28 protein-coding genes are annotated in these 25,107 nt (G+C 34.5%); 15 read left to right on the top strand and 13 right to left on the bottom strand.

The annotated features are described in order from the left end of the window. Positions 1–30: 30 nt before the first annotated feature. Both A0O34_RS03655 and A0O34_RS03660 read left to right on the top strand, forming a co-directional pair. The gene (locus A0O34_RS03655) at positions 31–507 is read left to right on the top strand and encodes an OsmC family protein (RefSeq protein WP_066759482.1); all 477 of its coding nucleotides are present in this window, start codon (positions 31–33) and stop codon (positions 505–507) included. A 217-nt stretch (positions 508–724) separates the two neighbouring features. Beyond that, positions 725–1,375, top strand: a complete 651-nt coding sequence (locus A0O34_RS03660) for a response regulator transcription factor (protein WP_228394351.1) — start codon at positions 725–727, stop codon at positions 1,373–1,375. A gap of 194 nt (positions 1,376–1,569) precedes the next feature. Here A0O34_RS03660 and A0O34_RS03665 read toward each other — a convergent pair whose 3' ends face one another. The 6 genes from A0O34_RS03665 to A0O34_RS03690 form a co-directional block, all read right to left on the bottom strand. Next, positions 1,570–3,081: a carboxypeptidase-like regulatory domain-containing protein gene (locus A0O34_RS03665; RefSeq protein WP_066751309.1), complete on the bottom strand. Its 1,512-nt coding sequence runs from the start codon at positions 3,079–3,081 to the stop codon at positions 1,570–1,572. A gap of 11 nt (positions 3,082–3,092) precedes the next feature. Beyond that, positions 3,093–4,457, bottom strand: a complete 1,365-nt coding sequence (locus tag A0O34_RS03670) for a CsgG/HfaB family protein (RefSeq protein WP_066751311.1) — start codon at positions 4,455–4,457, stop codon at positions 3,093–3,095. Between the two features lie 32 nt (positions 4,458–4,489). After that, positions 4,490–4,900, bottom strand: a complete 411-nt coding sequence (locus A0O34_RS03675) for a curli assembly protein CsgF (RefSeq protein WP_066751313.1) — start codon at positions 4,898–4,900, stop codon at positions 4,490–4,492. An 11-nt stretch (positions 4,901–4,911) separates the two neighbouring features. Next, positions 4,912–5,640, bottom strand: coding sequence for a curli-like amyloid fiber formation chaperone CsgH (gene csgH, locus A0O34_RS03680; protein WP_066759484.1), 729 nt, complete (start codon positions 5,638–5,640; stop codon positions 4,912–4,914). A 10-nt stretch (positions 5,641–5,650) separates the two neighbouring features. Continuing rightward, positions 5,651–6,049, bottom strand: a complete 399-nt coding sequence (locus A0O34_RS03685) for a hypothetical protein (RefSeq protein ID WP_066751315.1) — start codon at positions 6,047–6,049, stop codon at positions 5,651–5,653. Between the two features lie 176 nt (positions 6,050–6,225). Continuing rightward, positions 6,226–7,044 (bottom strand): hypothetical protein, encoded by an 819-nt coding sequence (locus A0O34_RS03690; RefSeq protein ID WP_066751317.1) that lies wholly within the window; start codon positions 7,042–7,044, stop codon positions 6,226–6,228. Between the two features lie 286 nt (positions 7,045–7,330). On the opposite strand from A0O34_RS03690, the gene A0O34_RS03695 reads away from it, so the two are divergent. From A0O34_RS03695 to A0O34_RS03710, 4 genes are read left to right on the top strand one after another with little or no spacing between them, the layout of a single operon-like run. Then, complete coding sequence (locus A0O34_RS03695) at positions 7,331–7,960, top strand: NUDIX hydrolase (RefSeq protein WP_066751319.1); 630 nt, start codon at positions 7,331–7,333, stop codon at positions 7,958–7,960. A gap of 27 nt (positions 7,961–7,987) precedes the next feature. Continuing rightward, a complete protein-coding gene (locus tag A0O34_RS03700; RefSeq protein WP_054511251.1) occupies positions 7,988–8,794 on the top strand; it encodes a lysophospholipid acyltransferase family protein in 807 nt (268 codons plus the stop codon). A 12-nt stretch (positions 8,795–8,806) separates the two neighbouring features. Further along, positions 8,807–9,244 (top strand): hypothetical protein, encoded by a 438-nt coding sequence (locus A0O34_RS03705; protein ID WP_066751322.1) that lies wholly within the window; start codon positions 8,807–8,809, stop codon positions 9,242–9,244. A gap of 5 nt (positions 9,245–9,249) precedes the next feature. Beyond that, the gene (locus tag A0O34_RS03710) at positions 9,250–10,587 is read left to right on the top strand and encodes a UDP-N-acetylmuramate--L-alanine ligase (RefSeq protein ID WP_066751325.1); all 1,338 of its coding nucleotides are present in this window, start codon (positions 9,250–9,252) and stop codon (positions 10,585–10,587) included. 129 nt (positions 10,588–10,716) lie between these two features. Here A0O34_RS03710 and A0O34_RS03715 read toward each other — a convergent pair whose 3' ends face one another. Further along, the gene (locus A0O34_RS03715; RefSeq protein WP_066751328.1) at positions 10,717–11,592 is read right to left on the bottom strand and encodes an aldo/keto reductase; all 876 of its coding nucleotides are present in this window, start codon (positions 11,590–11,592) and stop codon (positions 10,717–10,719) included. Between the two features lie 239 nt (positions 11,593–11,831). Here A0O34_RS03715 and A0O34_RS03720 point away from each other — a divergent pair, with 239 nt between their 5' ends. After that, positions 11,832–13,427: a T9SS type A sorting domain-containing protein gene (locus A0O34_RS03720; protein ID WP_066751331.1), complete on the top strand. Its 1,596-nt coding sequence runs from the start codon at positions 11,832–11,834 to the stop codon at positions 13,425–13,427. A 152-nt stretch (positions 13,428–13,579) separates the two neighbouring features. Here the strand turns inward: A0O34_RS03720 and A0O34_RS03725 are convergent, their stop codons facing one another. Then, the gene (locus A0O34_RS03725; protein ID WP_066751333.1) at positions 13,580–14,521 is read right to left on the bottom strand and encodes a LysR family transcriptional regulator; all 942 of its coding nucleotides are present in this window, start codon (positions 14,519–14,521) and stop codon (positions 13,580–13,582) included. A gap of 137 nt (positions 14,522–14,658) precedes the next feature. Further along, complete coding sequence (locus tag A0O34_RS03730) at positions 14,659–15,399, bottom strand: metallophosphoesterase family protein (RefSeq protein WP_066751336.1); 741 nt, start codon at positions 15,397–15,399, stop codon at positions 14,659–14,661. A gap of 349 nt (positions 15,400–15,748) precedes the next feature. Between A0O34_RS03730 and A0O34_RS03735 the strand changes: the two genes are divergently transcribed. The 4 genes from A0O34_RS03735 (at position 15,749) to A0O34_RS03750 (ending at position 18,618) form a co-directional block, all read left to right on the top strand. Continuing rightward, the gene (locus A0O34_RS03735; RefSeq protein ID WP_066751338.1) at positions 15,749–16,363 is read left to right on the top strand and encodes an NAD(P)H-dependent oxidoreductase; all 615 of its coding nucleotides are present in this window, start codon (positions 15,749–15,751) and stop codon (positions 16,361–16,363) included. Next, positions 16,363–16,650, top strand: coding sequence for a putative quinol monooxygenase (locus A0O34_RS03740; protein WP_066751340.1), 288 nt, complete (start codon positions 16,363–16,365; stop codon positions 16,648–16,650). The genes A0O34_RS03735 and A0O34_RS03740 overlap by 1 nt, the downstream gene beginning before the upstream one ends. A 2-nt stretch (positions 16,651–16,652) precedes the next feature. Beyond that, complete coding sequence (locus A0O34_RS03745) at positions 16,653–17,402, top strand: type 1 glutamine amidotransferase domain-containing protein (RefSeq protein WP_082891090.1); 750 nt, start codon at positions 16,653–16,655, stop codon at positions 17,400–17,402. Positions 17,403–17,634: 232 nt separating this feature from the next. Further along, positions 17,635–18,618 carry an aldo/keto reductase gene (locus tag A0O34_RS03750; RefSeq protein ID WP_066751343.1) on the top strand — a complete coding sequence of 328 codons (984 nt, stop codon included), beginning with the start codon at positions 17,635–17,637 and terminating at the stop codon, positions 18,616–18,618. A 115-nt stretch (positions 18,619–18,733) separates the two neighbouring features. Here A0O34_RS03750 and A0O34_RS03755 read toward each other — a convergent pair whose 3' ends face one another. From A0O34_RS03755 to A0O34_RS03765, 3 genes are all read right to left on the bottom strand, one after another. After that, positions 18,734–19,177, bottom strand: coding sequence for a carboxymuconolactone decarboxylase family protein (locus A0O34_RS03755; RefSeq protein WP_066751346.1), 444 nt, complete (start codon positions 19,175–19,177; stop codon positions 18,734–18,736). Positions 19,178–19,196: 19 nt separating this feature from the next. Beyond that, entirely contained in the window at positions 19,197–19,631 is a 435-nt protein-coding gene (locus A0O34_RS03760) for a DoxX family membrane protein (RefSeq protein WP_066751349.1), read from the bottom strand. A 63-nt stretch (positions 19,632–19,694) separates the two neighbouring features. Next, on the bottom strand, positions 19,695–20,267 hold the full coding sequence (locus tag A0O34_RS03765) for a Crp/Fnr family transcriptional regulator (RefSeq protein WP_066751352.1): 573 nt from the start codon (positions 20,265–20,267) through the stop codon (positions 19,695–19,697). 66 nt (positions 20,268–20,333) lie between these two features. Between A0O34_RS03765 and A0O34_RS03770 the strand changes: the two genes are divergently transcribed. The 4 genes from A0O34_RS03770 to A0O34_RS03785 all read left to right on the top strand — a co-directional run bounded on the left by A0O34_RS03770 (position 20,334) and on the right by A0O34_RS03785 (position 24,188). After that, positions 20,334–20,723, top strand: coding sequence for a DUF1304 domain-containing protein (locus A0O34_RS03770; protein WP_066751355.1), 390 nt, complete (start codon positions 20,334–20,336; stop codon positions 20,721–20,723). Positions 20,724–21,252: 529 nt separating this feature from the next. Continuing rightward, positions 21,253–22,503: a quaternary amine ABC transporter ATP-binding protein gene (locus A0O34_RS03775; RefSeq protein ID WP_066751356.1), complete on the top strand. Its 1,251-nt coding sequence runs from the start codon at positions 21,253–21,255 to the stop codon at positions 22,501–22,503. A 1-nt stretch (position 22,504) separates the two neighbouring features. Further along, a complete protein-coding gene (locus tag A0O34_RS03780) occupies positions 22,505–23,332 on the top strand; it encodes an ABC transporter permease (protein WP_066751359.1) in 828 nt (275 codons plus the stop codon). A 1-nt stretch (position 23,333) separates the two neighbouring features. Further along, the gene (locus A0O34_RS03785) at positions 23,334–24,188 is read left to right on the top strand and encodes a glycine betaine ABC transporter substrate-binding protein (RefSeq protein ID WP_066751362.1); all 855 of its coding nucleotides are present in this window, start codon (positions 23,334–23,336) and stop codon (positions 24,186–24,188) included. A gap of 273 nt (positions 24,189–24,461) precedes the next feature. On the opposite strand, the gene A0O34_RS03790 is transcribed toward A0O34_RS03785, so the two are convergent. Further along, entirely contained in the window at positions 24,462–24,929 is a 468-nt protein-coding gene (locus A0O34_RS03790; RefSeq protein WP_066751364.1) for a thioredoxin domain-containing protein, read from the bottom strand. Positions 24,930–25,107 lie beyond the last annotated feature (178 nt).

The raw sequence follows: 25,107 nt of genomic DNA on the forward strand, positions 1-25,107 counted from the left end.
AAATTGATTATCATTATTAATACATTCAAAATGAGCAAAGATCACCACTACAAAACCACCATCCAATGGACAGGTAACAAAGGAACCGGAACCAGTAATTATCGTAGTTACGAAAGAAGCCACACTGTTTCCATAGAAAATAAAGCTATTATTGAAGCTTCTTCGGATCCCGCTTTCCGTGGAGATAAGACAAAACATAATCCTGAAGATCTGTTTCTCTCGTCCTTATCATCTTGTCATATGTTGTGGTATTTGCATTTTTGTTCAGAAGCCGGAATTATTGTTACCGACTACACCGACAACGCAACTGGGATTATGGAAGAAACAACCAACGGAAGTGGACATTTTAGAGAAGTCACGCTCAATCCGACCGTCATAATTACAGAAGAATCGATGATTGAAAAGGCAAAAGAGCTTCATCATAAGGCAAACGAATTCTGTTTCATTGCCAACTCCGTAAATTTCCCTGTGAAACATATCCCTCTCGTGTTAGTTAAATCAATTTAATATAATTTTTACACACGTCAAAACCCCATTAATATTAGATTTATCTAACAATAACTCTAAATTTTCAAACAAAAACTCCACCAAAAGAGAATTATTTAAAGAATAATCAATAAAATCAAATTTTACCATAAGTATTCTTAAAAAAAATAACAATATTATGATTATTTTGCTTAAAATGTAAATATTTTTTTATATTTTTATGTAAACAAAACTAACCATGATGAAGCCAAGATTAACCATTTTTGATGAGCCCGTGTTATATACCGAAGGTTTATCAAAATTACTTACCCAGAGTAAAATTTTTAATACTATTGATGTATTCAATTGCTACGAAGCACTATCAATACAATTAAAAAAGGAACCGCCTGAGTTTCTCATGATAAGTTCAAACATGCTTATGCTTACGGAACTTTATAAATCTGTAGAAAGCATAACCTCAGAAAATAAAAATATAAAAATTATCATCATTGGCAACAGCTATGATATTGTAGATATAAGAAAGCTTTTTAATAAAGGAATTAAAAGTTATCTGGATAAAAACAGCAGATACGACGAGTTTATAAAATCTATTCAGGCTCTTCTGCTTAACGAAATTTATATTTGTGATCACGCGAAAGACAGAATGATTAATTTCATCAGCAGTGAACATGCTCAAAAAAGACTTCAGATCAAAGATCCTCTTACAAGACGCGAAATGGAAATTTTAAAACTCATTTGCGACGGGCTCAGCAGTAAAGATATCTGCGAAAAACTTTTCATCAGCATCAATACCGTAGAAACGCACCGCAAAAGAATTCTCCTTAAACTAAACGTAAAAAACTCCGTTGGAGTTGTAAAATACGCACTAGAAAATCATATGATCGACTGATCACTAACCAAAACTAATTAACCAGAAATTCCAAACCTTACGGGGTTTGGAATTTTTTAATATATGAAAAAAATCTAGGCTTGAATGGTGAATTTTGCTTCGCAAGTCAATAATTGTGAAATGTGAATTGTCAATTTTTAAAATTCAGCATTCACTTGCGAAGCAAAATTGACAATTCACTATTTAAAATTCAGCTACTCATAATCCGGCATTTCGGCATTACTGAAGAGAGCAGTTCGTATAAGATCTGTCATAGAACTGCTCAGATCAATAGTCATAACGTTCTTCTGAGAAACGTTATCATTAGAAGTATTCATGAAAATAACTTGTGCATTATTGGGCGAAAATCTAGGATCAAGATCATTTGTTCCTAAAGGTTTATCGCTTTCGGTAGAAATATCAATATTTGTATTCGTTGCTAGATTATAGATGAAAATTCGCGAATCAAGCTGTCGGTAATTTCCGCTTCCGTCCTGATAGGCAGAAACATCTTTTGTATAGAGCAATAATTGTCCGTCAACGGAGAAATTCAGACCTCCGGCAGCTCCGGCAACTCCGGTGAGAATGGTTTTTACAACGCTTCCGACCATATCAACAATATAAATTTTGACATTATAACCGTTGAAATCATTCGTTTTTAAGGCAATTTTACTTCCATCATAACTCCAGTCGCATTCTGAGATCATGCTTCCGTCGAGAGTTGTGTAGATGAGCGTCAATCCGCTTCCGTCTTTATTAATTTTATATAATTTATTGAAGTTTGAGTAAATAAGTTCCTGGCCGTTTGTACTCCAAGAAAAATCCATTTCAAAATTATTAAAACCTGCTACTGGAACCGATGTTACTTTAAATAAATTGGATCCATCAGGATTTGCAGTATAAAGATGTGCGCTTCCGCCTTCTGTCCTTAAAAAAGCTATTAATCCGGCATTATTATTTTTTCTCGGTCGCCAACTGTTGTAAGACGAGTTGGTGAACTGAAAATTATTTCCAGAAGCATCACTTGAGACAATCACTAAATTTCCGTTTTGTTTCTGGGCATAATGATAACGGTTAGACGGAACCGTATTGGTGGTAAATTTACTGATTGAACTTAAAACTGGCTGGTGAATGCCGTCCGAAACAGACACCTGCCAGAAGTAACTTACACCAAACTTCAAATTTGAAAGCGAATAATGTTTCGCCGTCAAATCATTAACCTGAATCACGTTAGTGTCAAGATTATTTTTAACTGTTAAACTATATTTCAAAACATCTGTCGTATCGGGATCGGTGGCGTTCCATGTCAATTCCACACTCAAAGGCTGGTTCACCGCGTTGTCTACCGGACTTAGTAACACAGGTGTTGTGGGTGGAGAATTTAATGATTCATCATCGTCCATTTCAAAAACTACGGTCACAACCTGATTCTGGTTTTGCACATTTACCGCCTGAAAATTGGTAAGATAACCGGACAATTCTGCTTTTACAGAATAATTTCCTACAGGCATATTCGCTATTTCAAAAGAACCATCTGTTCCGCTGAAAACGGTCTGCGTTGTTGGCGCTGTGAAGATTTTCACATTGGCAATAGGTTCGTTGGTTCCTCTTTTCACCACTTTTCCTTTTAATATTCCTGTCTGAGCCTGATCTACAAGCTCCTCATTACAGGAAAATAAACAAACAGAAAAGATGATTATGCTGATTAATTGTATTAAAGTTTTCATAGTTTATGTTTTTATTTGTTACCAATGTAAAAGTTGATTCCCAACGCAAATCGCATTGCCTGATCTTTCCTTTTACCATTCACCAAACCTTCCCAATTATCTTTAAAACCCAAATCATATTGTGCTGAAGCTCTTACAGCAACATTTTTATCAATCAGATATTCTAATCCACCTCCTACCTGGCCTTTGTAATTAGGTTTAAACTCAGAATACATAGCTCCAAGACCGCCATAAATGTAGGGCGTGAATTTATATTTAGGGAAAACTAAAAATTCAAGATTAACTTCAGGAACGAAATAATTTCTTTTAACAATATTTTCATTTTCCAACGTGAAATAATTCCCACTAACCTCAACATTGAAATTTGGACTTATAAAATATTTAAAGCCTAATTTTCCGCCAATATTCATTTTAGGATTAATGTAATCATCTTTTATTTTTTGTCCTTCAGCCTGAGCAAAAATCGAGAATTTTCCTCTTTGATTATCCGGATATCTATTTCCGATGGCTCTGTTTTGGTTTTGCTCCTGTTCTCTGTTATAATTATCAATCAAAGCCTGATAATCTACGGTATTATCTACCGATTTCCCCCATATTTTATCTCTGATGCCTTCAACAATCAATGATTTTACAGATTTTTCGATGGCTTCGGATACGGCAAGCTGAACCGGTTCGTTTTGCGTCATACCAACCTCAGCTTCCAATAATCTTTCAGTATCAATATATCTGAAAAAACTTCCGTTAACGCTTGTTGAAAGAATGGTTTTTGAGGTATAAACTGTTTTTAAAATTTCGCCATTTAATGTAGAAACAGCTCGAAGATAAATCGTAATTCTATCTTGTCGATATTGAGTTGAAGCTCCGATTCCAAAATATCTAGCGCCCAATCCTCCTGTCATAATATTGCTGTCATAAGAAATCACGCCGCCCTCCAGAAGAATTCCGGCGTACAAAAGTGGTGGTAAAGCCTGGCTGTTTTTTTCGGCATCTTTTAAATATTCCTGTCTTGTGGATCTGATGATCTGTCTTTCGTTTAAAAGATTGGCAATATTTTCCCTTTCGATCGGGATAAACCACTTGCTGTCTTCCAAAGCTTTAATTAAAATGGTGGTGGTACCCTGTGGAACGGCGGTACTCCAGTTATTTCCGTTTTCAGAAGGTTTGTATTGCCCTGTCTGATCCCTGAATTTATAAACACCGATAACAACTTTTTCTTTAGGTAAAGGTAAATTTTTTAATTCTGCGGTGTAAGATGTGTTCTCTCCCATCGTAGATTTTTCGGGATTGGACGGCAATCCGAATAACGAGCTGCACGCCTGTATGACACACAACATGACGGCACAGAAAAAAATTCTGGTGTAAGTGTAAGCTCTCATGGTAAGTTTGGTTTTTTAGTTACTTTTTTTTTCTATTTTGGAATTACGATCTCGGACTGATCGCCAGTGCTGGTATCCAAAATATTTATTAAAAGTCCTTGAGCGGTAGTCGTAACCTGTAAGTACATAGACCCAAAAAGGTAATTTCCGGGTTGTATACTTCCCTCTCCGAACTGATCTTCAAACAATTTTCTGGACAGCTCACTCAAAACCTGTCGGTTAAGACTTTGGCTGAAACTGTCAACAGAATTCAAATTTCCCAGCAAATCACTGTAATCATTTTTTTGATCAAATTGATTCTGGGCATTTGCTGAACTTAAAAGCCATTGATAATTAAATGTATCTCCCCCAAATGCAGGATTTACCGGCTTGTAGACGAGTTGCTGAGACTTCCCGAGGAAAATTCCTGCAAAAAAGGTCAAAATAAGTATTAAAGTTTTCATGGCGGACGTTTTTAGTATATAAATTCATTTTTTATAAGGTTTTTCTTTGCATTAAATTCTTTTATGTATTTTAAACTGTTAGTTAATTGTTCTTTGAGATAATCTTCACTAGGATTGGTCATAAAACTGTAGACTACTTTATCATCAATTTCGATATTAATTTGTCCGTTGGTTCCACGGCCGGGAAGTTCTGAGATTGTAATGGCTGAATTGCTTTTATCCGGAAGCTGGCTGTATTGAAGGTAAAAAAAGTCATAAAAATCTTTTCCTACTTTGCTTTTGGTTTCATCGATGGTTAATCCTTTTAATTCAAAAACAACATCTTCTTCTACTTTACTGACTTTCTTTTTAAATGAATCATTATTAAGCTCAAGGCTGTCTTTGGCGATTAATTTTTGAGTTTCTTCATCTTTTACATAAAGAAAAACTTTCAAGGCATCTTTTTTTTCAAGGTTAACATTGATCTCAGACAACACTTTTGTTTCATTAGGATTAATAGAAAATTTTCCGCTTTGCTGATTGTTTGAAAGATTTCCTCCGTTCCCTTTTTTAATGGAAACCAAAAGATAATTGAGTTCTTTATAGATCGCGGTAGAGTTGGTAACTACAGCTTTTAGATTGATTTGCCCCTCCATCGTTTTACTCTCAATTTTTGCATTGATTTTTTTATCTTCCTGTCCGCTTATCGAAACAGACAGGAAAATAAAAGAACACAAAATCAAAGAATAAAAATTTTTCATCATCGGGGTTTTAATAGTTTCTCATGAAAATTGTTTTATTATCTCCTTTCACCTGTATTTGAAGGCCGTCCGAAATACTGTTACTTCCGGTAACATCAATAATATTGTTGTTTCCCTGGGTTGTAATAGCAGTTTTGGTTTCAGTATCAGTAAATGAATTATTAAAGTAAAGACTGTTGTAATCTCCCAATTGTTTTATAGAAATATTGGTTTTAGCATTAAGAGAAAGTTCAGCATTATTCGCGTCACCCATCTGAATGATATTGGAATAAGACATCATCTGATCAGGGTTCTGTCCGGCAATAACGTTAAGAACAGTATTGCTGTTGATGCGATCCCAATCGAGCAGCTGTGATTTCACAGACAAGAAAATGAGAAGTGCGAATACACTCCACCCCAATTTAAACATGGTATTAATTTTTATTAAAGTTACTGGATTACAGCTCTCTATAAAACACACCTACCCGTTACAATTGAAAAATCACGGTTTCTAGTTACGCTTTAAAATCATCAAAAAACTTTTAACAAAAAAAGGGAGAAGCCGCAGCCTCTCCCGTGTTGATTAAGATTTTGTAATGTACTTCTCTAATTTGATTGATTAACCATGATTGTATTATTATTTCCTATCTGAGCTCCTAAATGGATGTTAGAATCACCACTTTGGCTGATTGCAGCATAGTTGTTATCTCCCATTTGAAGATCAATAGCTGTATTGTTATCTCCATCCTGTTGTTGATACAATTGGTTATCAGAACCCCATTGTAGCCCCATTGCAGTGTTATCGTTACCTTCCTGAACAGAAACTGCAACGTTATCATCACCTACTTGGCCATGCATTGCAACATTGTCATTTCCATCTTGGTATTGTACCAGAATATTTCCGTCTCCAATCTGTACTCCTGTAGCTTCATTTCTTCTGCCTAACTGTACCTGAACATCAGTATTGTCATCTCCAAGCTGAATAGAAGAAGCTTCGTTTCTTCTGCCGTTCTGAAGCTGATAAGCAAAGTTATCACTACCCAACTGAATAGAAGAAGCTTCATTTCTTCTTCCTACCTGAGTTTGTTGCGTAGTGTTCATTAAACCTACCTGCCATGTTGTAGCAGAGTTTCTGTTTCCTGTTTGGCTTACTTCATTTGAGTTTCCAAGCCCCAGTTGATCTACGTCTATTGAGTTTCTGTTCCCGATACTTTCTGCAGTGTTGGTATTGAAGGCTCCCACCTGATCTATATCGGCAGTATTTCGATTTCCATCCTGATTTAGAGTATTGATATTCACCAGACCTGTTTGGTCTACTGTGGCAACGTTCCAGTTTCCAGTTTGAGTTGTTACATCAATATTTGCTTGTGCAAAAGTAAAACCCATGGCCATTAGTGTAAACACACCTGTTATAAAGTTTTTCATCTTAATAAAAATTAATTGGTTAATAGTCTGACAAAGGTAGACGCTAAAGCAATCGGGCGAACCACTATAAAAGGGCAAATTTTCAAAATCACTAATTACGGTCGTGTTTGTAACCGTTTACAGTTTATTAGCCATCACTGTAAGTAATTACGTATAAATACGGGGATTATTTCATTTGAATTTATTATTGATTATCAATTATTCGTTACTTATTTTTTCGTCCTTTTATCATTAATTAACATTTTTGCCTCTTCTTTTCTTCAGTATATATTGCTAAATTTGAGCTATGGAAAATTTTGGAAAAGATTTATTACGAAAAATAAAAAGTGTTGAACTTCCGGGAGAACATGCTCATGGTGTTTTTTCACCTCCTTCACGTCCTGTTTTCACGTATGATGAGGTATTGGCCAAGAATCCAAAATTCGCTGCTGTAAATATTATTTTGTACATTAAAGACGATGAATGGTATTTTCCATTAATATTAAGAACTGAAAACGAACGAGACAGGCATAGCGGGCAAATCTCTTTACCAGGCGGAAAACGCGAAGAAACGGACAGAGATTTTGCGGAAACCGCCGTTCGCGAAACTTCGGAAGAAATAGGCATTGAAAAACATTACGTAAGAATCATACGAGAAATGTCTCCGATCTACATTCCGCCAAGTAATTTTTATGTTTATCCGTACATTTCTTATACCAAAAAAGATCCGAAATTTATCCTACAACATACCGAAGTGGTAGAAACCATTGAATTTCCCATCACTTCCTTTCTAAACCTTCCCGATAAACCTGAAATAATGGCTTTGCCGAGCGCAGGAGGACATGAAGTTCCGGTCATCAATTTCAACGGATATATCATCTGGGGAGCTACGGCAATGATATTAAGTGAATTCAGTCAGTTGTTGAAAAAAATGTAACTTTGCACAACTGTGTTTAATTGATAGATGGCAAAAAAAAATATTTTCACCGATGCATTCGGAACTCCTTATTTTTTAAAAAGGTTAATCATTTTTATTTTAGGACTTGTCTCTTACAGAAGATTCAATGGCTTTAATAAACTAAAAATAACAGGTACAGAACACCTTGTGGATCTTCCGGATTCCAATGTGCTTTTTGTATGTAACCATCAGACATATTTCGCAGATGTGGCAGCAATGTATCACGCCTTCTGCGCGGTAAATAATGGATATTTAGACACCATAAAAAACCCGATCTACCTACTTAATCCAAAGATCGATTTTTACTACGTTGCCGCCGAAGAAACCATGAATAAAGGTATTCTTCCAAAAATTTTTAAAATTGCAGGTGCCGTAACCGTAAAAAGAACCTGGAGAGCTGAAGGACAGAATGTCAACAGAATGGTAGATCTTACAGAGGTTGATAATATTATGAAAGCCTTAGACAACGGCTGGGTAGCTACTTTCCCTCAAGGTACTACATCTGCTTTTGCGCAAGGAAGAAGAGGCACCGCAAAACTGGTTAAAAATCAGCGCCCTATTGTGATTCCTATTAAAATTAATGGGTTCCGAAGAGCGTTTGATAAAAAAGGCCTCCGCGTAAAGGTAACAGGCGTAAAACCTACCATGGAGTTTAAAGCACCTTTAGACATCGATTATGACAACGAAAAAGCACCGGAAATTTTGTTGAAAATAATGACTGCCATTGAGCAGACCGAAGATTTCAATGTACTACACAATTATGATGAAGAACTTAAAGCTAAAAAATTAGAACAAAAGGATTCAGATAATTAAAGTAGATTAAATATGAAAAGAATAATAGGGATCTTATTCGCAATCATAGTATTAGTTTCATGTAACAGCCAAAAAGTATATTCAGATTTTGACATAAGTTATTCTAAAAACGGGGGACCTTCTCCTATCTATGAGAATTTACTTATCAAGGCCAATAATGTGCATTACTCTTTTGAGGGACAAGGGAAAAAAATTAAAAAAGAGTTTAAACTTACCAATGAAGATCTAAAAAAATTGGATAACGTTCTCTCTCAGAATAATTTTAGAAGAATACAGGAAGATCGTAAAAAATTATACGACAATGTAACGACTTCTATTAATGTTAAAAAAGGTCCTAATGAAGGCAGCAAAACAGATGCGAGTTTAGTGATGCCAAATTATAAAACCAACTGGGATAACATTTTAAATGCTTTTCAGGAGATCATTAATAACAACGTTAAAAAACAGTAAATAAATTGAATACCCATTTCATTGCTATTGGCGGGAGTGCTATGCATAATCTTGCTATTGCGCTAAAAGACAAAGGATATCAGGTGACAGGTTCAGATGACGCTATTTTTGAACCTTCAAAATCAAGACTTGAGAAGAAAGGAATTCTTCCTCAGGAAATGGGATGGTTCCCTGAAAAAATAACTTCTGATATTGATGCCGTAATTCTCGGAATGCACGCTCATCAGGACAATCCCGAATTAGCAAAAGCGAAAGAACTGGGTTTAAAAATATACTCTTATCCGGAATTTCTTTACGAACAGTCTAAAACCAAAACCAGAGTTGTTATTGCAGGTTCTCACGGGAAAACAACAATTACTTCAATGATTCTTCATGTTTTGAATTTTCATCAGAAAGATGTTGATTACATGGTGGGAGCGCAATTGGAAGGTTTCGACTGTATGGTAAAACTGACTCAGGATAACGATTTTATGGTATTGGAAGGTGATGAATACCTTTCCTCTCCTATCGATTTACGTTCAAAATTCTTACTCTATCAACCCAATATTGCTTTAATGAGCGGAATTGCTTGGGATCATATCAATGTTTTCAAAACTTTTGATGACTATATCGAGCAGTTCAGAAGATTCGTTGCCAGCATTACTCCGGGTGGAGTTTTAGTCTATAACGAAGAAGATGCTGAAGTGGTAAAAGTGGTTGAAACCGCTGAAAATTATTTCAGAAAAATACCTTACAAAACTCCTGAATACGAGATCAATAACGGACAGGTTTATTTAAAAACCGAAATGGGAGATATTCCTCTTTCTGTTTTTGGAGCGCATAATCTTTTAAACCTTGAAGGAGCAAGACATATTTGCCACACGTTGGGAATTATGGATGAAGATTTCTATGATGCGATTATGAGTTTCAAAGGCGCTTCAAAACGTCTTGAAAAAGTAGAAAGAGAAGACAAAGGAATACTTTACAAAGACTTTGCGCACGCACCGAGTAAAGTGAAAGCGGCTGTAAAAGCTTTCTGTGAGCAATTTAAAAATGAGAAAAAATACGGTTTCCTTGAACTTCATACCTATTCAAGTTTAAATCCAGTGTTTTTAGAGCAATATGATCACGCAATGGACGGGTTGGAAGAAGCGATCGTTTTCTATTCCGAAGATGCTTTAAAAATCAAAAGAATGGATCCTATTTCACCTGATTTGATTAAAGAAAAATTTAAAAATGAAAATCTAAAAGTATTTACCAATGCTGAAGAACTTCACGCTTATTGGGAAACGTTAGATAAAACTAACGGTGTTTTCCTGATGATGAGTTCGGGGAATTTTGGTGGTTTAGATTTAACTAAATAAGATTATTCATACAATATAAAAAGGCCGTCTCACGATTTGTGAAACGGCCTTTTTTATGCCTTTTAAATTTCATAGATTGAGTTGATAATCATATCTGAATTATACCTAATCTAAGAGAAAATTCAATCCTTAAATATCTACAACAACATTCAACATTTTCTGCTCCCATTCAGGATCTTTAGGATCAAAGAATAATCTTTTTCCTGTGTCTAAAGAACGAACAATATTCATTTCGTCTTCTGATAATTCAAAATCAAAGACATTGAAATTTTCTTCAATTCTAGACGGCGTCACAGACTTTGGAATCGCGCAGAATCCTTCCTGCAAATGCCATCTTAAAATAACCTGAGCAACCGTTTTATTATGTTTTTCAGCAATAGCTTTTAAAGATTCGTTATTCAACAATTCAGCATTTCCGTTTCCAAGCGGGCTCCAAGGTTGGGTAACAATATTGTTTTCTCTGTTATAAACCTGCAATTCTTTTTGTTGGAAAATTGGATGTAATTCGATCTGATTAACCACAGGAAGAATGCTTGAATTAGCTTTTAATTCTTCCAATTTCTCAACCGTAAAATTACAAACACCAATTGCTTTTATTTTTCCTTCATGATACAACTCTTCCAACGCTTTCCAAGCTCCTATAAAATCTGAATAAGGCCAGTGAATAAGATACATATCTAAATACTCCAGCTGCAATCTGTCTAAAGTTCTATGAAAAGCACTTGTAGCTTTGTCATAAGTAGTATCCTGAACCCAAAGTTTCGAAGTGATAAATAAATCTTCTCTGTTTACTCCACTATTTTGAATTGCCTTTCCAACGCCTACTTCATTTTGATAGATTGCGGCCGTATCAATCATTCTATATCCTGTTTGGATAGCTTTGATCACCGTATCTTCGCATACTTTTTGGTCATCAATCTGCCAGACACCGAAACCTAAAGCCGGAATGTCAACTCCATTATTTAATGTAATCACAGGTTGTCCTGTGTATGTTTTCTTTTGCATAATATTTTGTTTATTTTTTCTAAAGTCAAACAAATTTCCGATAAAAAATTGAAATTCTACTTACCAATTTTACTTTAGATTCTAATTTTTACAAAATATTTTACCTGCTATAATTCCTGTTTTTCATTTTAAAACTATAATTTCATAAGCAAAATTGAATATTAAAAATTATAAAATATGAGTATTTATTCCTTTACAAATTATACTTTTGCATCTTTAAATTAAAATAAACTAAAACCATGAAAATCAATTACAAGAAAATGGTACCTTTTATAGGTATTCTTTGTTCAAGTGCTATTACTGCACAAGCTCCGGCCATAGAATGGCAAAAATCTTTAGGAGGAACAAACTCCGATAGAGCACATACTATCATTCAAACAGCCGATGGAGGGTATATGATTAGCGGAGCATCTAATTCAAACAATGGGAATGTAACAGGAAATCACGGAAATCAGGATTACTGGCTTGCAAAATTAAATGCAACAGGAAATCTTCAATGGCAAAAATCTTTAGGAGGAACAGGAACTGACTATGGAAGTTCTATCATTCAAACTGCTGATGGTGGATATGTGGTTGCCGGAACTTCTGATTCAAACAATGGGAATGTAACAGGAAATCATGGACTTACAGATGGCTGGGTTCTAAAATTAAATTCTGATGCAGGAATTATTTACTGGCAAAAATCTTTCGGAGGAACAAATTATGACGTTATCAATCAAATGATTCCTACGACAGATGGTGGATATATATTTGCAGGAAATTCTTCTTCAAACAATGGCGATGTAACGGGAAATAACGGTTATGTAGATTATTGGATCGTAAAAATAAATGCTGATGGAAATCTTCAATGGAAAAAATCTTTAGGAGGAACAGGAGATGACAGGGCTATTTCTATTGTTCAAACCAACGATGGTGGATATGCTGTTGCCGGATATGCTGAAAACAACAATGGAGATGTAATAGGAAATCATGGTGGAAAAGATTATTGGATTTTAAAATTAAATACTGATGGAGGCGTTATTTTTTGGAAAAAATCTTTAGGAGGATCACATCAGGATTTAGCATATTCTATTAAACAAACTTCAGATGGTGGTTATATTGTAGCTGGTAACGCTTTTTCTAATGATGGAGATGTAACAGGAAATCATGATGGAACAGATGCTTGGATCGTAAAATTAAATTCTGATGGAAACCTTCAATGGCAGAAAGCTTTAGGAGGAACTAAGGTAGATGACGCTTCTTCTATCATTCAAACCGCTGATGGTGGGTATTTGGCTGTAGGAAGCACCACTTCAAATGATGGTCAGGTAACAGGATATCATGCCCCTTCAAGTACAGGTCCTGGCGAAGCACCTCTTTCTTATGATTATTGGGCTGTAAAACTAAACGCTACAGGAAGTATTCAATGGCAAAAGTGCTTAGGAGGATCAGGAAGTGATGAGGCTAGCTCTGTTATTCAAACTGCAGATGGCGGTTATGTCATTGCTGGAAGTTCAAATTCAAACAATGGCGACGTAAGTGGAAATCATGGAGATTATGATATTTGGGTCGTAAAACTTGCTCAAGATAATCTGGCAACTAACGAAGTTTTGAAAGATGATATAAAAGTTAATATCTTCCCTAATCCGACAAAAGATAATATTACTTTAAAGCTTGATTATTCTACACCGTCTATGGAGGTTACAATTACTGATATGCTAGGGAAAATCATCCATACTCAAAAATTAGAAGGACTGACAACAAAAATAAATACCAACAATCTTAAAAAAGGTGTTTATTTTTTAAACCTAATTGGAGGTAAGGAAAATGTGAGCAAAAAATTCATTAAAGAATAATTTATACTAAAAATTATTTGTTTACAATAGACCCCGTACTTCTTGTGCGGGGTTTCTTTACATATTAATTCCCTAAGTATAGTTTCTAATTCTTTACTTTTGTGAAAATTTCACCCAATATCAAATTCAATAAGAATTGCTATTTCGGAAGACTATTCCAAAATCATGGAAATTTGGGAGTCTGCCGTAAAAGCATCCTTGCTCATGACCTGTCTGAATAATCCTTTGATATGAGCAATCTCAGATTGATAACTCGTATTTTTTCTACAACCAAAATACAGTGTATTTTCTAATTTTTTTTCTCCTTCCCAAATCAGTTTTACTTCACCGTTTTCTATTTCATTTTTACATAAAAAATCGGGAATCACAGCCAATCCTTTTCCTCCTTTCAAACAACGAATGATTGAATTTAAATTAGGAACGATATAATTTGCTCTGAAATCCGGTTTATGTCCAAAATTCAAGGTCCAGAACTGGAAGAGATGCTCCATATCTCCCGTTGTTCCGTACCATTTTTCTTCCTTTAACCAACTTTCAATCTGCTCTTTATCTTTTGTTTTTAATACTTTTTTGAAACTTTCCGTATCAACATCTTTTCCGCCCACCAAAATAATCTGTTCAGATGAAAAAGCTTCATGTTGAATATTAGGAGAAATTCCCTTTTTAGGCGTAATAATCAGGTCTAAAATCCCTTTATCCAGCTGATCCAACATTTCGGGATATTCTCCAAAACTTATTATTAAATTAAAAGGCAAGGAAGAAACATATTGCTCCAAAGTGGTCTGAAAAGTTTCAAAACACATTCCCACACTTATCGTTGGCGTCGTTTTCTCTGTAGATTTCTGAAAGTTTTTCTCAACATCTTCAAGTTTAGTCAATGGATCGGAAACTGCATTGAATAATACTTTTCCTCTTTCCGTCGGATGCATTTTTCTTCCGGTTCTGTCGAATAATTTATATCCAACATATGCTTCTAATGAGCTTAAATGAAGACTCACTCCGGGTTGTGATATGAATAAAGCCTCTGCTGCTCCCGTTAATGTTCCGGTTTTGTAGATTGCTTTAAACGTTCTGTACCATTCTAAATTTACCATAATTTATTAATTTAGTGAATAGTCAATTTGTTTCGCAGTGAATTATGAAATTCTTCAGCTAAAAAAAATTGACAAGCAAAGCGAATTGACCATTTATAATTCATTTATTACTTTAATGATACAAAGTTACAAAATAATCAGAAAACTGATAGTTTTTCGTTTCTTAAAAATGAAGCATAATAATTTGGAATTTCACTCTCTTCGATTTTTTGAGCAACTTCTTCAAGCGGATATTCTAGCTGAATAATTTCAGGAGTAATATTATCTTCATCCAACGTTAAAATTACGTAGGAAGCCAATCTGTTTTCTTCTCTTGATCTACCAACGGAGCCACTATTAATCGCCCATTTACCATCAAAATATTTTTTAAAAGACAAATGAGTGTGTCCCATAATGACAACATCCGACTGAGAATCGTTTAATAAATCAATAAAAATATTATCATTTTCAGATTCATACAAATAGGTATCATTGCTTTTTAGGCTTGAATGGACTAACTGAATATTCCAATGTTTTTTTCCAATTTTATAATTTAATTTTAAGTGAAAAGGCAATTCCGACAAATACTTTTTATTCTCTTTTGTAATGTATTTTTTAGAATGATCAATCGCCAAAAATCTTGCAGCAGTTTCTTCCTCAGAATGCTTCGTTAAAGGAATTACAGGAATATCGAAAGCAATTCTTTCATCATGATTTCCCATTAAACAAGGAATATTCAGATTTTTGATCTTTTCAATCACTTCATTTCCCCACGGTGCAAAATCAACCAAATCTCCTAAACAGAATTTCTGATGAATTCCTCTTTCTTCAATATCATTTAACACTACTTCCAACGCAGGAAGATTTCCATGTACATCGCTAAAAATTGCTATCTGCATCCTATTTTATTCAAATTATTCAAACAAAATTACGTGAGAAATGTTAGAAACAGATTTAAAATCAATATGATATTTGAACATGAAATGGGAAGTTTAATTAGGTTGGAAGTTAGAAGCTGGGAGATGGAAGCCATTCCGTTTAAGATAATAACAAAGTACTTTTGAATTGTATTGAAGTTCCATTTAATTCTGTTATTGAACTTTTCGTGCTGGATAACTTCAATCTTCATGCTTCTAACTTCCAACCTAAACCATCACAATTCTGATACTTTGCTATGATTTATACTATTTTTATTATACAAAATCCCAACCTAACTTTGCAAAGTAAAATTTAAACAATCATACAACAATGAAAAAAGTATTAATCATTAACGGTGGACAAAACTTCGGACATTCTGGAGGAAAATATAATAAAACAATTGCAGACAGCACGTTGGAAGTTCTACAAAAATTTGAAAATGTAGAAGTAAAAACTACGACAATAGACGAAGGCTATAACAAAGACGAGGAAGTTCAAAAATTTGTATGGGCAGATGTTATTATTTATCACACTCCAATCTGGTGGTTCCAATTACCAAATGGATTCAAAAAATATATTGATGAAGTTTTCACTGCAGGTCATGCCAAAGGAATTTATATGAGTGACGGTAGAACTTCAGACAATCCGCAGACCAATTACGGAACGGGAGGAATGCTTGGCGGAAGAAAATACATGGTAACCACAAGCTGGAATGCACCTGAAACTGCTTTTACGCTTCCAGGAGAATTTTTCAATGAAACGAGTGTAGATAATGGACCATTATTTGGTTTCCATAGAATGAATGCCTTTGTTTCTCTAGAAAAAATGGAAAGTTTTCATTTCCATGATGTAGAAAAAAATGCAAATATCGAACGTGATATGAAAGTCTACAAAGAACATCTTACCAACATTTTTGAACAGGAATTAAAACCACAATTAGCCTAATGAAAATTTATCTTACCGCAGTAATTAAAGCAAAAGAAGAACACAGAACAGAAGTTTTGGAAGTTCTTCAAAATATGGTTTCAGAAACCAGAAAAGAAGAAGCCAACGAATTGTACACATTACATCAAGGAATTGAAGATAAAAACCACTTTATTTTCTATGAAATTTGGAAGGATCAGGAAGGTTTAACTCAACATAATCAGCAACCTTATATTCAGGCTTTTGGAGATTTGGTTGATGAAAAATTACAGGAAAAACCACAAATTTATTTAACTAACATTATTTAAATATGAAAAAATTAGCATTATTAATTCTTGCTTTATTTACGATAGGATTTGCTCAAGCTCAAACCAAAAAATCAAAAAATATGAAAAAGAAAATTTTATTTGTCATTACCAGTCATGACAAAAAAGGTGATATAGGCGAAAATACAGGATACTATCTGGGGGAAGTTTCTCATCCTTGGGAAGTTTTGCACAAAGCGGGTTACGAAATAGATTTTGTAAGTCCAAAAGGTGGAACTCCTCCCGTTGACGGATTTGATTTAAAAGATCCCGTAAACAAAGAGTTTTGGGAAAGCAAAGACAAAAGTAAAATTGACAATTCTTTGACTCCATCACAAGTAAACCCCGCTGATTATTCAACCATATTTTATGCCGGAGGTCACGGAGCAATGTGGGATTTTGCCGAGAATACAGAATTAGCCAACATTGCTTCAAAAATTTATGAAAACGGAGGAATTGTAGCTGCAGTTTGCCATGGTCCGTCAGGTTTGGTGAATATTAAATTGAACGATGGAAAATATTTAGTTGACGGTAAAAAAATCAATGCTTTTACCAATGAAGAAGAAGCTGAAGTGAAATTAACCAACGTAGTTCCTTTTCTTTTGGAAGATAAATTAAAAGAAAGAGGCGCAAAATTTGAGAAATCAGGACTTTGGCAGAATCATGTGGTGACGGATCAGAGAGTGATTACTGGGCAAAATCCTCAATCTGCAAAAAGTGTAGGTGAGGCTATTTTAAAGGAATTAAATAAGTAATTATTAAATATTTTAACCACAAAAGACTTTTACACTTAAGTTATTTTAAGCTAAAATTATTTTGTTGAAAAGAACACTTAAGTTTTTGAAAATCTAAGATTTTCGGCTTATGTGATCTTACTATTTTCAATACATTAAACTTTAAACTTTAAAACTAAAGTGGTCTAAAGTGTTTCAATAAAAACTTTTGTGACTTTTATGGCTAAATCAACTTAAAAAATTAAGAAAAAAAATGGAATATAGAAAATTAGGAAACACAGATCTGGAACTATCCGTCATTACGCACGGAGCCTTCGCGATCGGTGGAAATATGTGGGGTGGAAATGAGAAAAAAGACTCTATAGATTCTATCCATGCTTCTTTGGATCATGGCGTAACTTCTATTGATACTGCACCTTTCTACGGTTTTGGATTGAGTGAAGAAATGATCGGAGAAGCCATCAAAGGAAAAGACCGTTCAAAAATTCAGTTATTAACCAAATTCGGTTTGGTTTGGGACGGAAGCAACAATGGAAAAGGAGAATTTTTCTTCGACGCTAATGATGACGGAAAAACGCTTCCTGTTTATAAATTAGCTTCAAAAGAAAATATCATTAAAGAAGTTGAAGAAAGTTTGAAAAGATTAGGAACAGATTACATTGATCTTCTACAGCTTCACTGGCCGGACAACACAACGTGCATCTGTGAAACCATGGAAGCTATGGAATTACTGATTCAACAAGGAAAAATTCTTTCAGCCGGAGTAAGCAATTACAATGTTGAACAAATGCAGGAAGCTAACAGGACGTTGAATTTAGCAAGCAATCAGGTTTCTTACAGCATGTTGAACCGCGCGATTGAAAACGATTTGGTTCCCTATTCTTTGGAAAATAATTCTGGAATTATCGTATACAGTCCGATGGAAAGAGGTCTTTTGACAGGAAAATATTTCAAAGAAGATAAGTTAAAAGAAAACGACCACAGAAACGGATATTTTTCTCAGTTTGATCTTAATAAAGTAAAAACATTCTTAGAGAAAATTGAACCGATTGCTCAGGAAAAAGGAGCTACTCTTTCACAGTTAGTTTTGCGTTGGACGACTTTACAACCCGCAATCACAGTTGTTTTGGCAGGAGCAAGAAACGCTCAACAAGCCATTGAAAATGCAAAAGCAATGTCTTTCGATTTATCACAAGAGGAATTGAATTTTATTAATGCTGAATTGGGCAAACTTTAGTACACATTGTCATCCTATGTTTGCATTAGGAAAACATAAGATGACTTCATAACAAGAAAAAAGCGCTTCTCAACATTGGGAAGCGCTTTTTGGTAAATAACTTATTCTAGAAAATTTATTTTGCAATCGGCATGTGCGTGCTTATTGCAATTCTGTTCCAACCATTGATTGTAACGATTGCCATAATGATTTGGGCAATTTGTGATTCATCAAACAATTGGTTTGCTTTATAATACGTTTCTTCTGTAAGCCCTTTTTGGCTGATCAAAGTGATTTCTTCCGTCATTGCCAACAATACTTGCTCTTCTTCTGTGTAAAGTTCCAACGCTTCTCTCCAGGCATTTAAAAGATAGATTCTTTGTGGAGTTTCTCCATATTTCATCGCATCTTTTGTGTGCATATCCAAACAGAAAGCACATCCGTTGATCTGTGAAGCTCTGATTTTAATTAATTCTTTCTGAATATGGTTTAAAGAAATCGTCTGAAGATATCCTTCTAATCCCATCATTGCTTTGTAAGCTGCTGATTCTGCTGTCGCGATGTTTACTCTTGCGCTCATATTATTTATATTTATTTGATTAATTTTTCTTGATTAATTCGTCGATACTTAATGAAAACTGATGTTGACTCGCCAATAAAAACGCTCCCGCACTTCCTACCCAGACAGAATAATCCAGAGGAGCTTTAACTCCTAAAGCCATCGTCATCGATAAAGCGAAAATGAGTAGTAAAAAACCTGCGCCGTAAGCTGCAATCTTAGTTTTAAATCCAATAAGTAATAATAAAGGGAATAGAATTTCTAAAAAAGTGGCGAAATAAGCTGAAAATACACTTAAACTTTCAGGAAGAAAAGAAGTCAGTTGTTGGGTGTACTTTTCAAAATTCTCCCAGTTTCCCCAAGCTGAGTTTTTACCCCAAAATCCGAATCGGTCGGCAACTGCGGAAAGCATTGTCACAGAGATGGCTAACCTTAAAAATAGTTGTGGGAATTGAAAATCTTTTTTGCCTGTCATAATCGTTGTTTTTATTAACAGGGCAAAGTTGCAACTTCTAAATTGTAAAAATCTTAAACTGGTTTAAGAACGTAATTTTGCTCTGATTTCACTTAAATATTCCGGAGTAAAACCCAAAAAGGAAGCAATCAGATATTGTGGAATTCTTTGAATAAACCAAGGATACAAGGTACTGAAATGCACATAATATTCTTCCTTCGTCATCTCATAAATATAACGGATTCTTTTCTCTGCCGCTGCATAAGCAGTTTGATACACCATTCTGAAATAGCGTTCCATAACAGGATGCTTTTCTAATAAAAGTTCCTGAGATTGATAATCGATAGCCAAAATTCTGGAATTTTCCACAGATTGAATATTAAAGCTTGATTTCATCTGTTTTTCAAAGGCAAAAGTATCAGACATCCACCAGGTTTCGATAGCAAATTCCGTGGTTTGCTCTACTCCTTTTTCATTGATAAAAAACTTTCTCAGACATCCTTCCAAGACGAAATATTTAAATTTACAGACATCGCCTTCAAGCATCAGATTTTCTTTCTTTTTCACTTTCAGAACTTGAAAAAAAGAAATAATAGAAGCAAATTCCTCGTCATTAATCGTAATGAATTTATCTAAATGTGCCTTGAAAGTTTCCATTGTAAAATTTAGTACTCAAACTTAACTTTATTTTTTTAGTTTTACAATTCCAAAAAACATTAAATCATGGACATCGTTGCAAAAATTTTGATCGCCCTAGTCGCAATAGAACACATCTACATTCTTTGGATGGAAATGTTTGCGTGGGAAACAAAAGGAAAGGAAGTTTTCAAAGCTGCTTTACCTGCAGAAATGTTCAAGCCCACAAAAGGTTTAGCCGCTAATCAGGGACTTTACAATGGTTTTCTGGCTGCAGGATTAATTTGGTCTTTATTAATTGAAGATCCGAAATGGCAAACCAATGTTTCTCTGTTTTTCCTAAGTTGTGTCGCTATTGCCGGAATTTATGGCGCTATTTCTGCAACTAAAAGAATATTTTTCGTTCAGGCATTGCCCGCTATTTTGGGAATTATTGCTGTTGTTTTGAGTAATTTCTTTCATCTTATGCAGAGATAATTTTTTGTTTTAAAAACTTAAATTCTTCATATAAATCATTTTTTTAGCTAAATTTTTACAGCTAAATTTCCATGAATTTTTCATTCCATCATCAGGCTTAAAACCAGCTTTTTAGGCCTTAAAAAATCCATTTAATATATAATTCGTAAATTTGCACTGTCATAAGAAATTGATACACAGCTTTTTTATGCTGGCCTGCATTTTGATGAAATGTAGAAATCTAAGTTGTTCAGTACACATATCTGTAATTACATCATCAGTAATTTATTTGTAGAATCTCATTAAAAGATTAACTTCTTTTTTACTTGATTCACTCTTTTTCTAGAGTATAATCTATTTGAAATATTTAAAATATAAACATAAGGCTACAGGTTTTTATGCTCATATTTTATTGTAAAAAGTTTTTATCATTAAAAGCTATTACAGACTATTTTGTACTATCGTTATTAGCAGAACAACCAAGATTAAACGTATAATCATTAATTGATGTACAGTTTCTTATATCATTTATAAATCAAATATTCTGAATATGGAAAAAATTGAAAACGGTAGAAAAGTAAAACTTAAAGTTGAAGATCTGACTATTATTTTTGGCAAAAACAAAGAAAAAGCACAGGAACTTTTAGACAAAGGTTTTTCCAAAAAGGAAATTCTTGAAAAAACGGGTTGTACTGTTGGAATCAACAAAGCTAGTTTTGAGATCTACGAAGGTGAATTTTTTGTCATCATGGGACTATCAGGAAGTGGAAAATCTACTTTGCTGCGTTGCCTAAACCGACTGAATGAGCCTACTTCAGGAAAAGTATATATCAATGATGATAATATTACCGATAAAAATAATAAAGAGCTTCTGGAAGTAAGAAGAACCGAAATGAGTATGGTATTCCAAAAATTTGGACTGCTACCCCATCATAATATTCTAGACAATGCAGGCTTCGGATTAGAAATCAGAGGTGAAAGTAAGGCTTCTCGTGATAAAAAAGCTCAAAAAGCATTAGACATCGTAGGTTTAAATGGTTTTGAAAACCAGTTTCCATCTCAACTTTCAGGAGGTATGCAACAGCGAGTAGGATTAGCAAGAGCATTAGCTAACGATCCTGAAGTTCTATTGATGGATGAAGCTTTCTCCGCCCTTGACCCTTTGATCAAATCTGAAATGCAGGATCAGATGCTTGAATTGCAGGATACATTACAAAAAACCATTGTCTTCATTACCCATGACTTAGACGAAGCCATTAAAATTGGAGACCGTATCGTCATTATGAAAGACGGTGTGATAGAGCAAATCGGAACAGCTGAGGATATTTTAACCAATCCTGCCAGCGACTATGTAAAAGCTTTTGTGGAAAAAGTTGACCGTAAAACAATCATCACCGCCAAATCTTTGATGTTCGACAAAGCTACCGTCGTACGTTTCAGAAAAGACGGTCCTGAAGGTGCCTTAAGAAAAATGAGAACAACCGGTTTGGAAACCTTACCAGTCGTGGATTTTCAAAATAAATTCTTAGGATTTGTAACGCTTAATGATGTTGTAAGAATCGCAAAGAAGAAAGAACCTACGGTAGAATCAATTATCAACAGCAATGTTCCGTCGGTTTATGCGGAAGCAACTGTTGAAGAAATGTTGCCGCTAATTTCCGGAAGTAAATCGGCCATCGCTGTGGTAGACGAAAACAATAAATTTTTAGGTCTTGTTACCCAATTATCTCTCATCATAGAAGCTACAAAATTTAACGAAGAAGAAATCATAGAATTAAAAGAAATCGCAAACAATCAATAAAATGAATAAAACTATAGATATTGGTCAATATGTAGAAACTGCAATCAATTGGCTCACAGAAAATGGGAAACCTGTATTCGATGTCATAAAACATGTAGGAAACTCCTCAATCATGGGAATTGAATGGGCTTTGGTAAACACTCCATTTTATGTTATCATTCTCCTTTTTACATTATTGGCATGGTGGAAAGCCGGAAAAGGCATCGCTATTATGACCGTAACCGGACTTACTTTAATATTTTTAATGGGATTATGGAGAGAAACCATGGAAACCCTGGCCCTTATTTTTGTCGCAACCATTACCGCGTTGGTCATCTCTGTTCCTTTGGGAATTTGGGCGGCTAAAAGTAAATTGGCTGCAAAAATCATCCGCCCGATGCTGGATTTAATGCAAACAATGCCTGCATTCGTTTATCTAATTCCTGCTGTATTATTTTTCAGTATCGGTAAAGTTCCGGGAGCCTTTGCAACTATTATTTTTGCAATGCCGCCAGCCGTACGATTAACGACCTTGGGAATTGAAGCAGTTCCGAAAGATATTGTAGAAGCAGCACGAGCTTTTGGAGCTACCAACCGCCAGATTCTATTTAAAGTAGAACTTCCTTTAGCCATGCAAACTATTTTGGCAGGGATTAACCAAACGATACTTTTATCATTATCCATGGTCGTTATTGCCGGAATGATTGCCGCAGGTGGTTTAGGTGAAAAAGTGTTGGAAGGAATTAATAATCTGGATATAGGATTAGGATTTGAAAGTGGATTATCCGTGGTGATTTTAGCCATTATTCTAGACCGAATTACTCAAGGATTTGTAAAGAAAAAACAATAAGATGAAGGAATTAAAATACTTATTTTTTCCAATTTTAATAGCCATATTTGGTGTATTAAATTCATGTGAAAATATAAAAAACTCTAAATATATAACCATCGGAATGGTAGACGGCTGGGCAGAAGACGTCGCTATGACACACGTTGCCAAAGCCGTTCTGGATGAGCAAGGATATCACGTAATTATTCAGAAAGCTTCAACAGATATGATTTTGGCTTCGATGAATAATGAAGATACAGACCTTTTCATGGGAGTTTGGTTGCCTTACACGCATGCTAAAAAAGTTGCTAAATTTCCGGGATTAATTAACCTCGGAACCAATTATGACAACGGCCGTATAGGATTGGTGGTTCCTGAATATGTCCCGATTAATTCGATAGAAGAATTAAATCAGCATCAGGATCAATTCAATCACAGAATCATTGGAATTGAAAAAGGTGCCGGATTAACATCTGGAACGGATAAAGCCATTATTGATTATCAACTGGATTATAAACAAATCAATTCCTCCACCATTGCCATGATTACGGAACTACAAAATGCGATCAAACGTAAAGAATGGATTGTTGTAGCGGGATGGCAACCCCACTGGATGTTTGGAAAAATGAAGCTTAAGTTTCTGGAAGATCCAAAAAAGACATTTGGAGAAGCAGAACAGATTAAAACCTACAGCAGAAAAAGCTTTGTCAAAGATCACCCAGAATTGGCAAAATTCTTTTCTAAAGTACATTTTGATGATGAAAATATGGCTGATCTTTTAACTAAAATGGAAGACAGTAAAGACAAAGAAGCCACGGCTAAGAAATGGGTGGAAGATCATTCTGAGCTTGTGAAATTATGGTTGGATAAAAATTAATGTTAATAATTCTCTAGCTGATTTTTTTGAATTTTTAAGAATTCACTTTATGCATAAATCATCCGCTAAATCAAATAAGAAATATAAGTTGGTAAACGCTAAGGCACAAAGAATGAAATGATATACTGTTTTAAGGCGCAAGAAAATCAAAGATTTTCATCAAACGTTATAATATGCATCCCTAAATTTTATCGCAGATAAAATCCTTGCGCCTTAAAACAGATAGTTGTTAAAAGCTTTGCGCCTTTGCATTAACCAACAAAATAAGCAGAACTACAAAGCAAAAATTTCCAACAATTTCTGCTTCATTATTTCAGGTTTAAATTCTCCTTCATGATAATACACCAAGTTTTGTTTTGAATCTAAAATAATCCACAACGGATAAACAGGCTGTTTTTTATTTTTAGATAAAGCCAACGCCAATTCATGAATTCCTGAATTTCCGTTCGGCAAATAATTGAATTCTTTTCCCTGAAAATTGATATTATCTTTCGTTTTTTCCGCTTCGAAATTGATGAAATAAAAATTGTCATTGATCATTTTAACCAAATCCTTGCTTTTATTTAATTGAAAAGATTCAATCTTACACACTGCACACCAATCTGTATAAAGATGAATAATGGTAGGTTTTGGCGTTTCTTTCTGTAGAATTTCCAAGTCAGAAAAAGTGCCTGTCTTTATCTGCGAGAGACAAAGACAAGGCACAAACATTAAAAATAAAAATATTTTGAAATTCTTCATTATTTTGTTTTTAAATCTTTTTTTTAAACGCAAAGTTTTAATTTTCTCTATTTAGTAAAAGTGAGCAAAGATGAATCAACAAGTTGATTTGATGAAGCTATTACTCTAGCTTCGCGAGGCAAATTTATTTGCCTTTGCTTTCTAAAGAAAAATATTCTAATTATAAATCTTTGCGTCA

The organism is Chryseobacterium glaciei (assembly GCF_001648155.1).
In the GTDB taxonomy this organism is placed as follows: domain Bacteria; phylum Bacteroidota; class Bacteroidia; order Flavobacteriales; family Weeksellaceae; genus Chryseobacterium; species Chryseobacterium glaciei.

Bases quoted from the DNA above. Each gene is read 5' to 3' on its own strand.
- A0O34_RS03735 (WP_066751338.1), top strand. From the start codon at position 15,749: ATGAAAAAAGTATTAATCATTAACGGTGGACAAAACTTCGGACATTCT.
- A0O34_RS03715 (WP_066751328.1), bottom strand. From the start codon at position 11,592: ATGCAAAAGAAAACATACACAGGACAACCTGTGATTACATTAAATAAT.
- A0O34_RS03790 (WP_066751364.1), bottom strand. From the start codon at position 24,929: ATGAAGAATTTCAAAATATTTTTATTTTTAATGTTTGTGCCTTGTCTT.
- A0O34_RS03745 (WP_082891090.1), top strand. From the start codon at position 16,653: ATGAAAAAATTAGCATTATTAATTCTTGCTTTATTTACGATAGGATTT.
- A0O34_RS03750 (WP_066751343.1), top strand. From the start codon at position 17,635: ATGGAATATAGAAAATTAGGAAACACAGATCTGGAACTATCCGTCATT.
- A0O34_RS03740 (WP_066751340.1), top strand. From the start codon at position 16,363: ATGAAAATTTATCTTACCGCAGTAATTAAAGCAAAAGAAGAACACAGA.
- A0O34_RS03685 (WP_066751315.1), bottom strand. From the start codon at position 6,049: ATGTTTAAATTGGGGTGGAGTGTATTCGCACTTCTCATTTTCTTGTCT.
- A0O34_RS03725 (WP_066751333.1), bottom strand. From the start codon at position 14,521: ATGGTAAATTTAGAATGGTACAGAACGTTTAAAGCAATCTACAAAACC.
- A0O34_RS03660 (WP_228394351.1), top strand. From the start codon at position 725: ATGATGAAGCCAAGATTAACCATTTTTGATGAGCCCGTGTTATATACC.
- A0O34_RS03655 (WP_066759482.1), top strand. From the start codon at position 31: ATGAGCAAAGATCACCACTACAAAACCACCATCCAATGGACAGGTAAC.
- A0O34_RS03785 (WP_066751362.1), top strand. From the start codon at position 23,334: ATGAAGGAATTAAAATACTTATTTTTTCCAATTTTAATAGCCATATTT.
- A0O34_RS03690 (WP_066751317.1), bottom strand. From the start codon at position 7,044: ATGAAAAACTTTATAACAGGTGTGTTTACACTAATGGCCATGGGTTTT.
- A0O34_RS03675 (WP_066751313.1), bottom strand. From the start codon at position 4,900: ATGAAAACTTTAATACTTATTTTGACCTTTTTTGCAGGAATTTTCCTC.
- A0O34_RS03720 (WP_066751331.1), top strand. From the start codon at position 11,832: ATGAAAATCAATTACAAGAAAATGGTACCTTTTATAGGTATTCTTTGT.
- A0O34_RS03770 (WP_066751355.1), top strand. From the start codon at position 20,334: ATGGACATCGTTGCAAAAATTTTGATCGCCCTAGTCGCAATAGAACAC.
- A0O34_RS03765 (WP_066751352.1), bottom strand. From the start codon at position 20,267: ATGGAAACTTTCAAGGCACATTTAGATAAATTCATTACGATTAATGAC.
- A0O34_RS03700 (WP_054511251.1), top strand. From the start codon at position 7,988: ATGGCAAAAAAAAATATTTTCACCGATGCATTCGGAACTCCTTATTTT.
- A0O34_RS03670 (WP_066751311.1), bottom strand. From the start codon at position 4,457: ATGAGAGCTTACACTTACACCAGAATTTTTTTCTGTGCCGTCATGTTG.
- A0O34_RS03780 (WP_066751359.1), top strand. From the start codon at position 22,505: ATGAATAAAACTATAGATATTGGTCAATATGTAGAAACTGCAATCAAT.
- A0O34_RS03665 (WP_066751309.1), bottom strand. From the start codon at position 3,081: ATGAAAACTTTAATACAATTAATCAGCATAATCATCTTTTCTGTTTGT.
- A0O34_RS03760 (WP_066751349.1), bottom strand. From the start codon at position 19,631: ATGACAGGCAAAAAAGATTTTCAATTCCCACAACTATTTTTAAGGTTA.
- csgH (WP_066759484.1), bottom strand. From the start codon at position 5,640: ATGAAAAATTTTTATTCTTTGATTTTGTGTTCTTTTATTTTCCTGTCT.
- A0O34_RS03730 (WP_066751336.1), bottom strand. From the start codon at position 15,399: ATGCAGATAGCAATTTTTAGCGATGTACATGGAAATCTTCCTGCGTTG.
- A0O34_RS03705 (WP_066751322.1), top strand. From the start codon at position 8,807: ATGAAAAGAATAATAGGGATCTTATTCGCAATCATAGTATTAGTTTCA.
- A0O34_RS03775 (WP_066751356.1), top strand. From the start codon at position 21,253: ATGGAAAAAATTGAAAACGGTAGAAAAGTAAAACTTAAAGTTGAAGAT.
- A0O34_RS03755 (WP_066751346.1), bottom strand. From the start codon at position 19,177: ATGAGCGCAAGAGTAAACATCGCGACAGCAGAATCAGCAGCTTACAAA.
- A0O34_RS03695 (WP_066751319.1), top strand. From the start codon at position 7,331: ATGGAAAATTTTGGAAAAGATTTATTACGAAAAATAAAAAGTGTTGAA.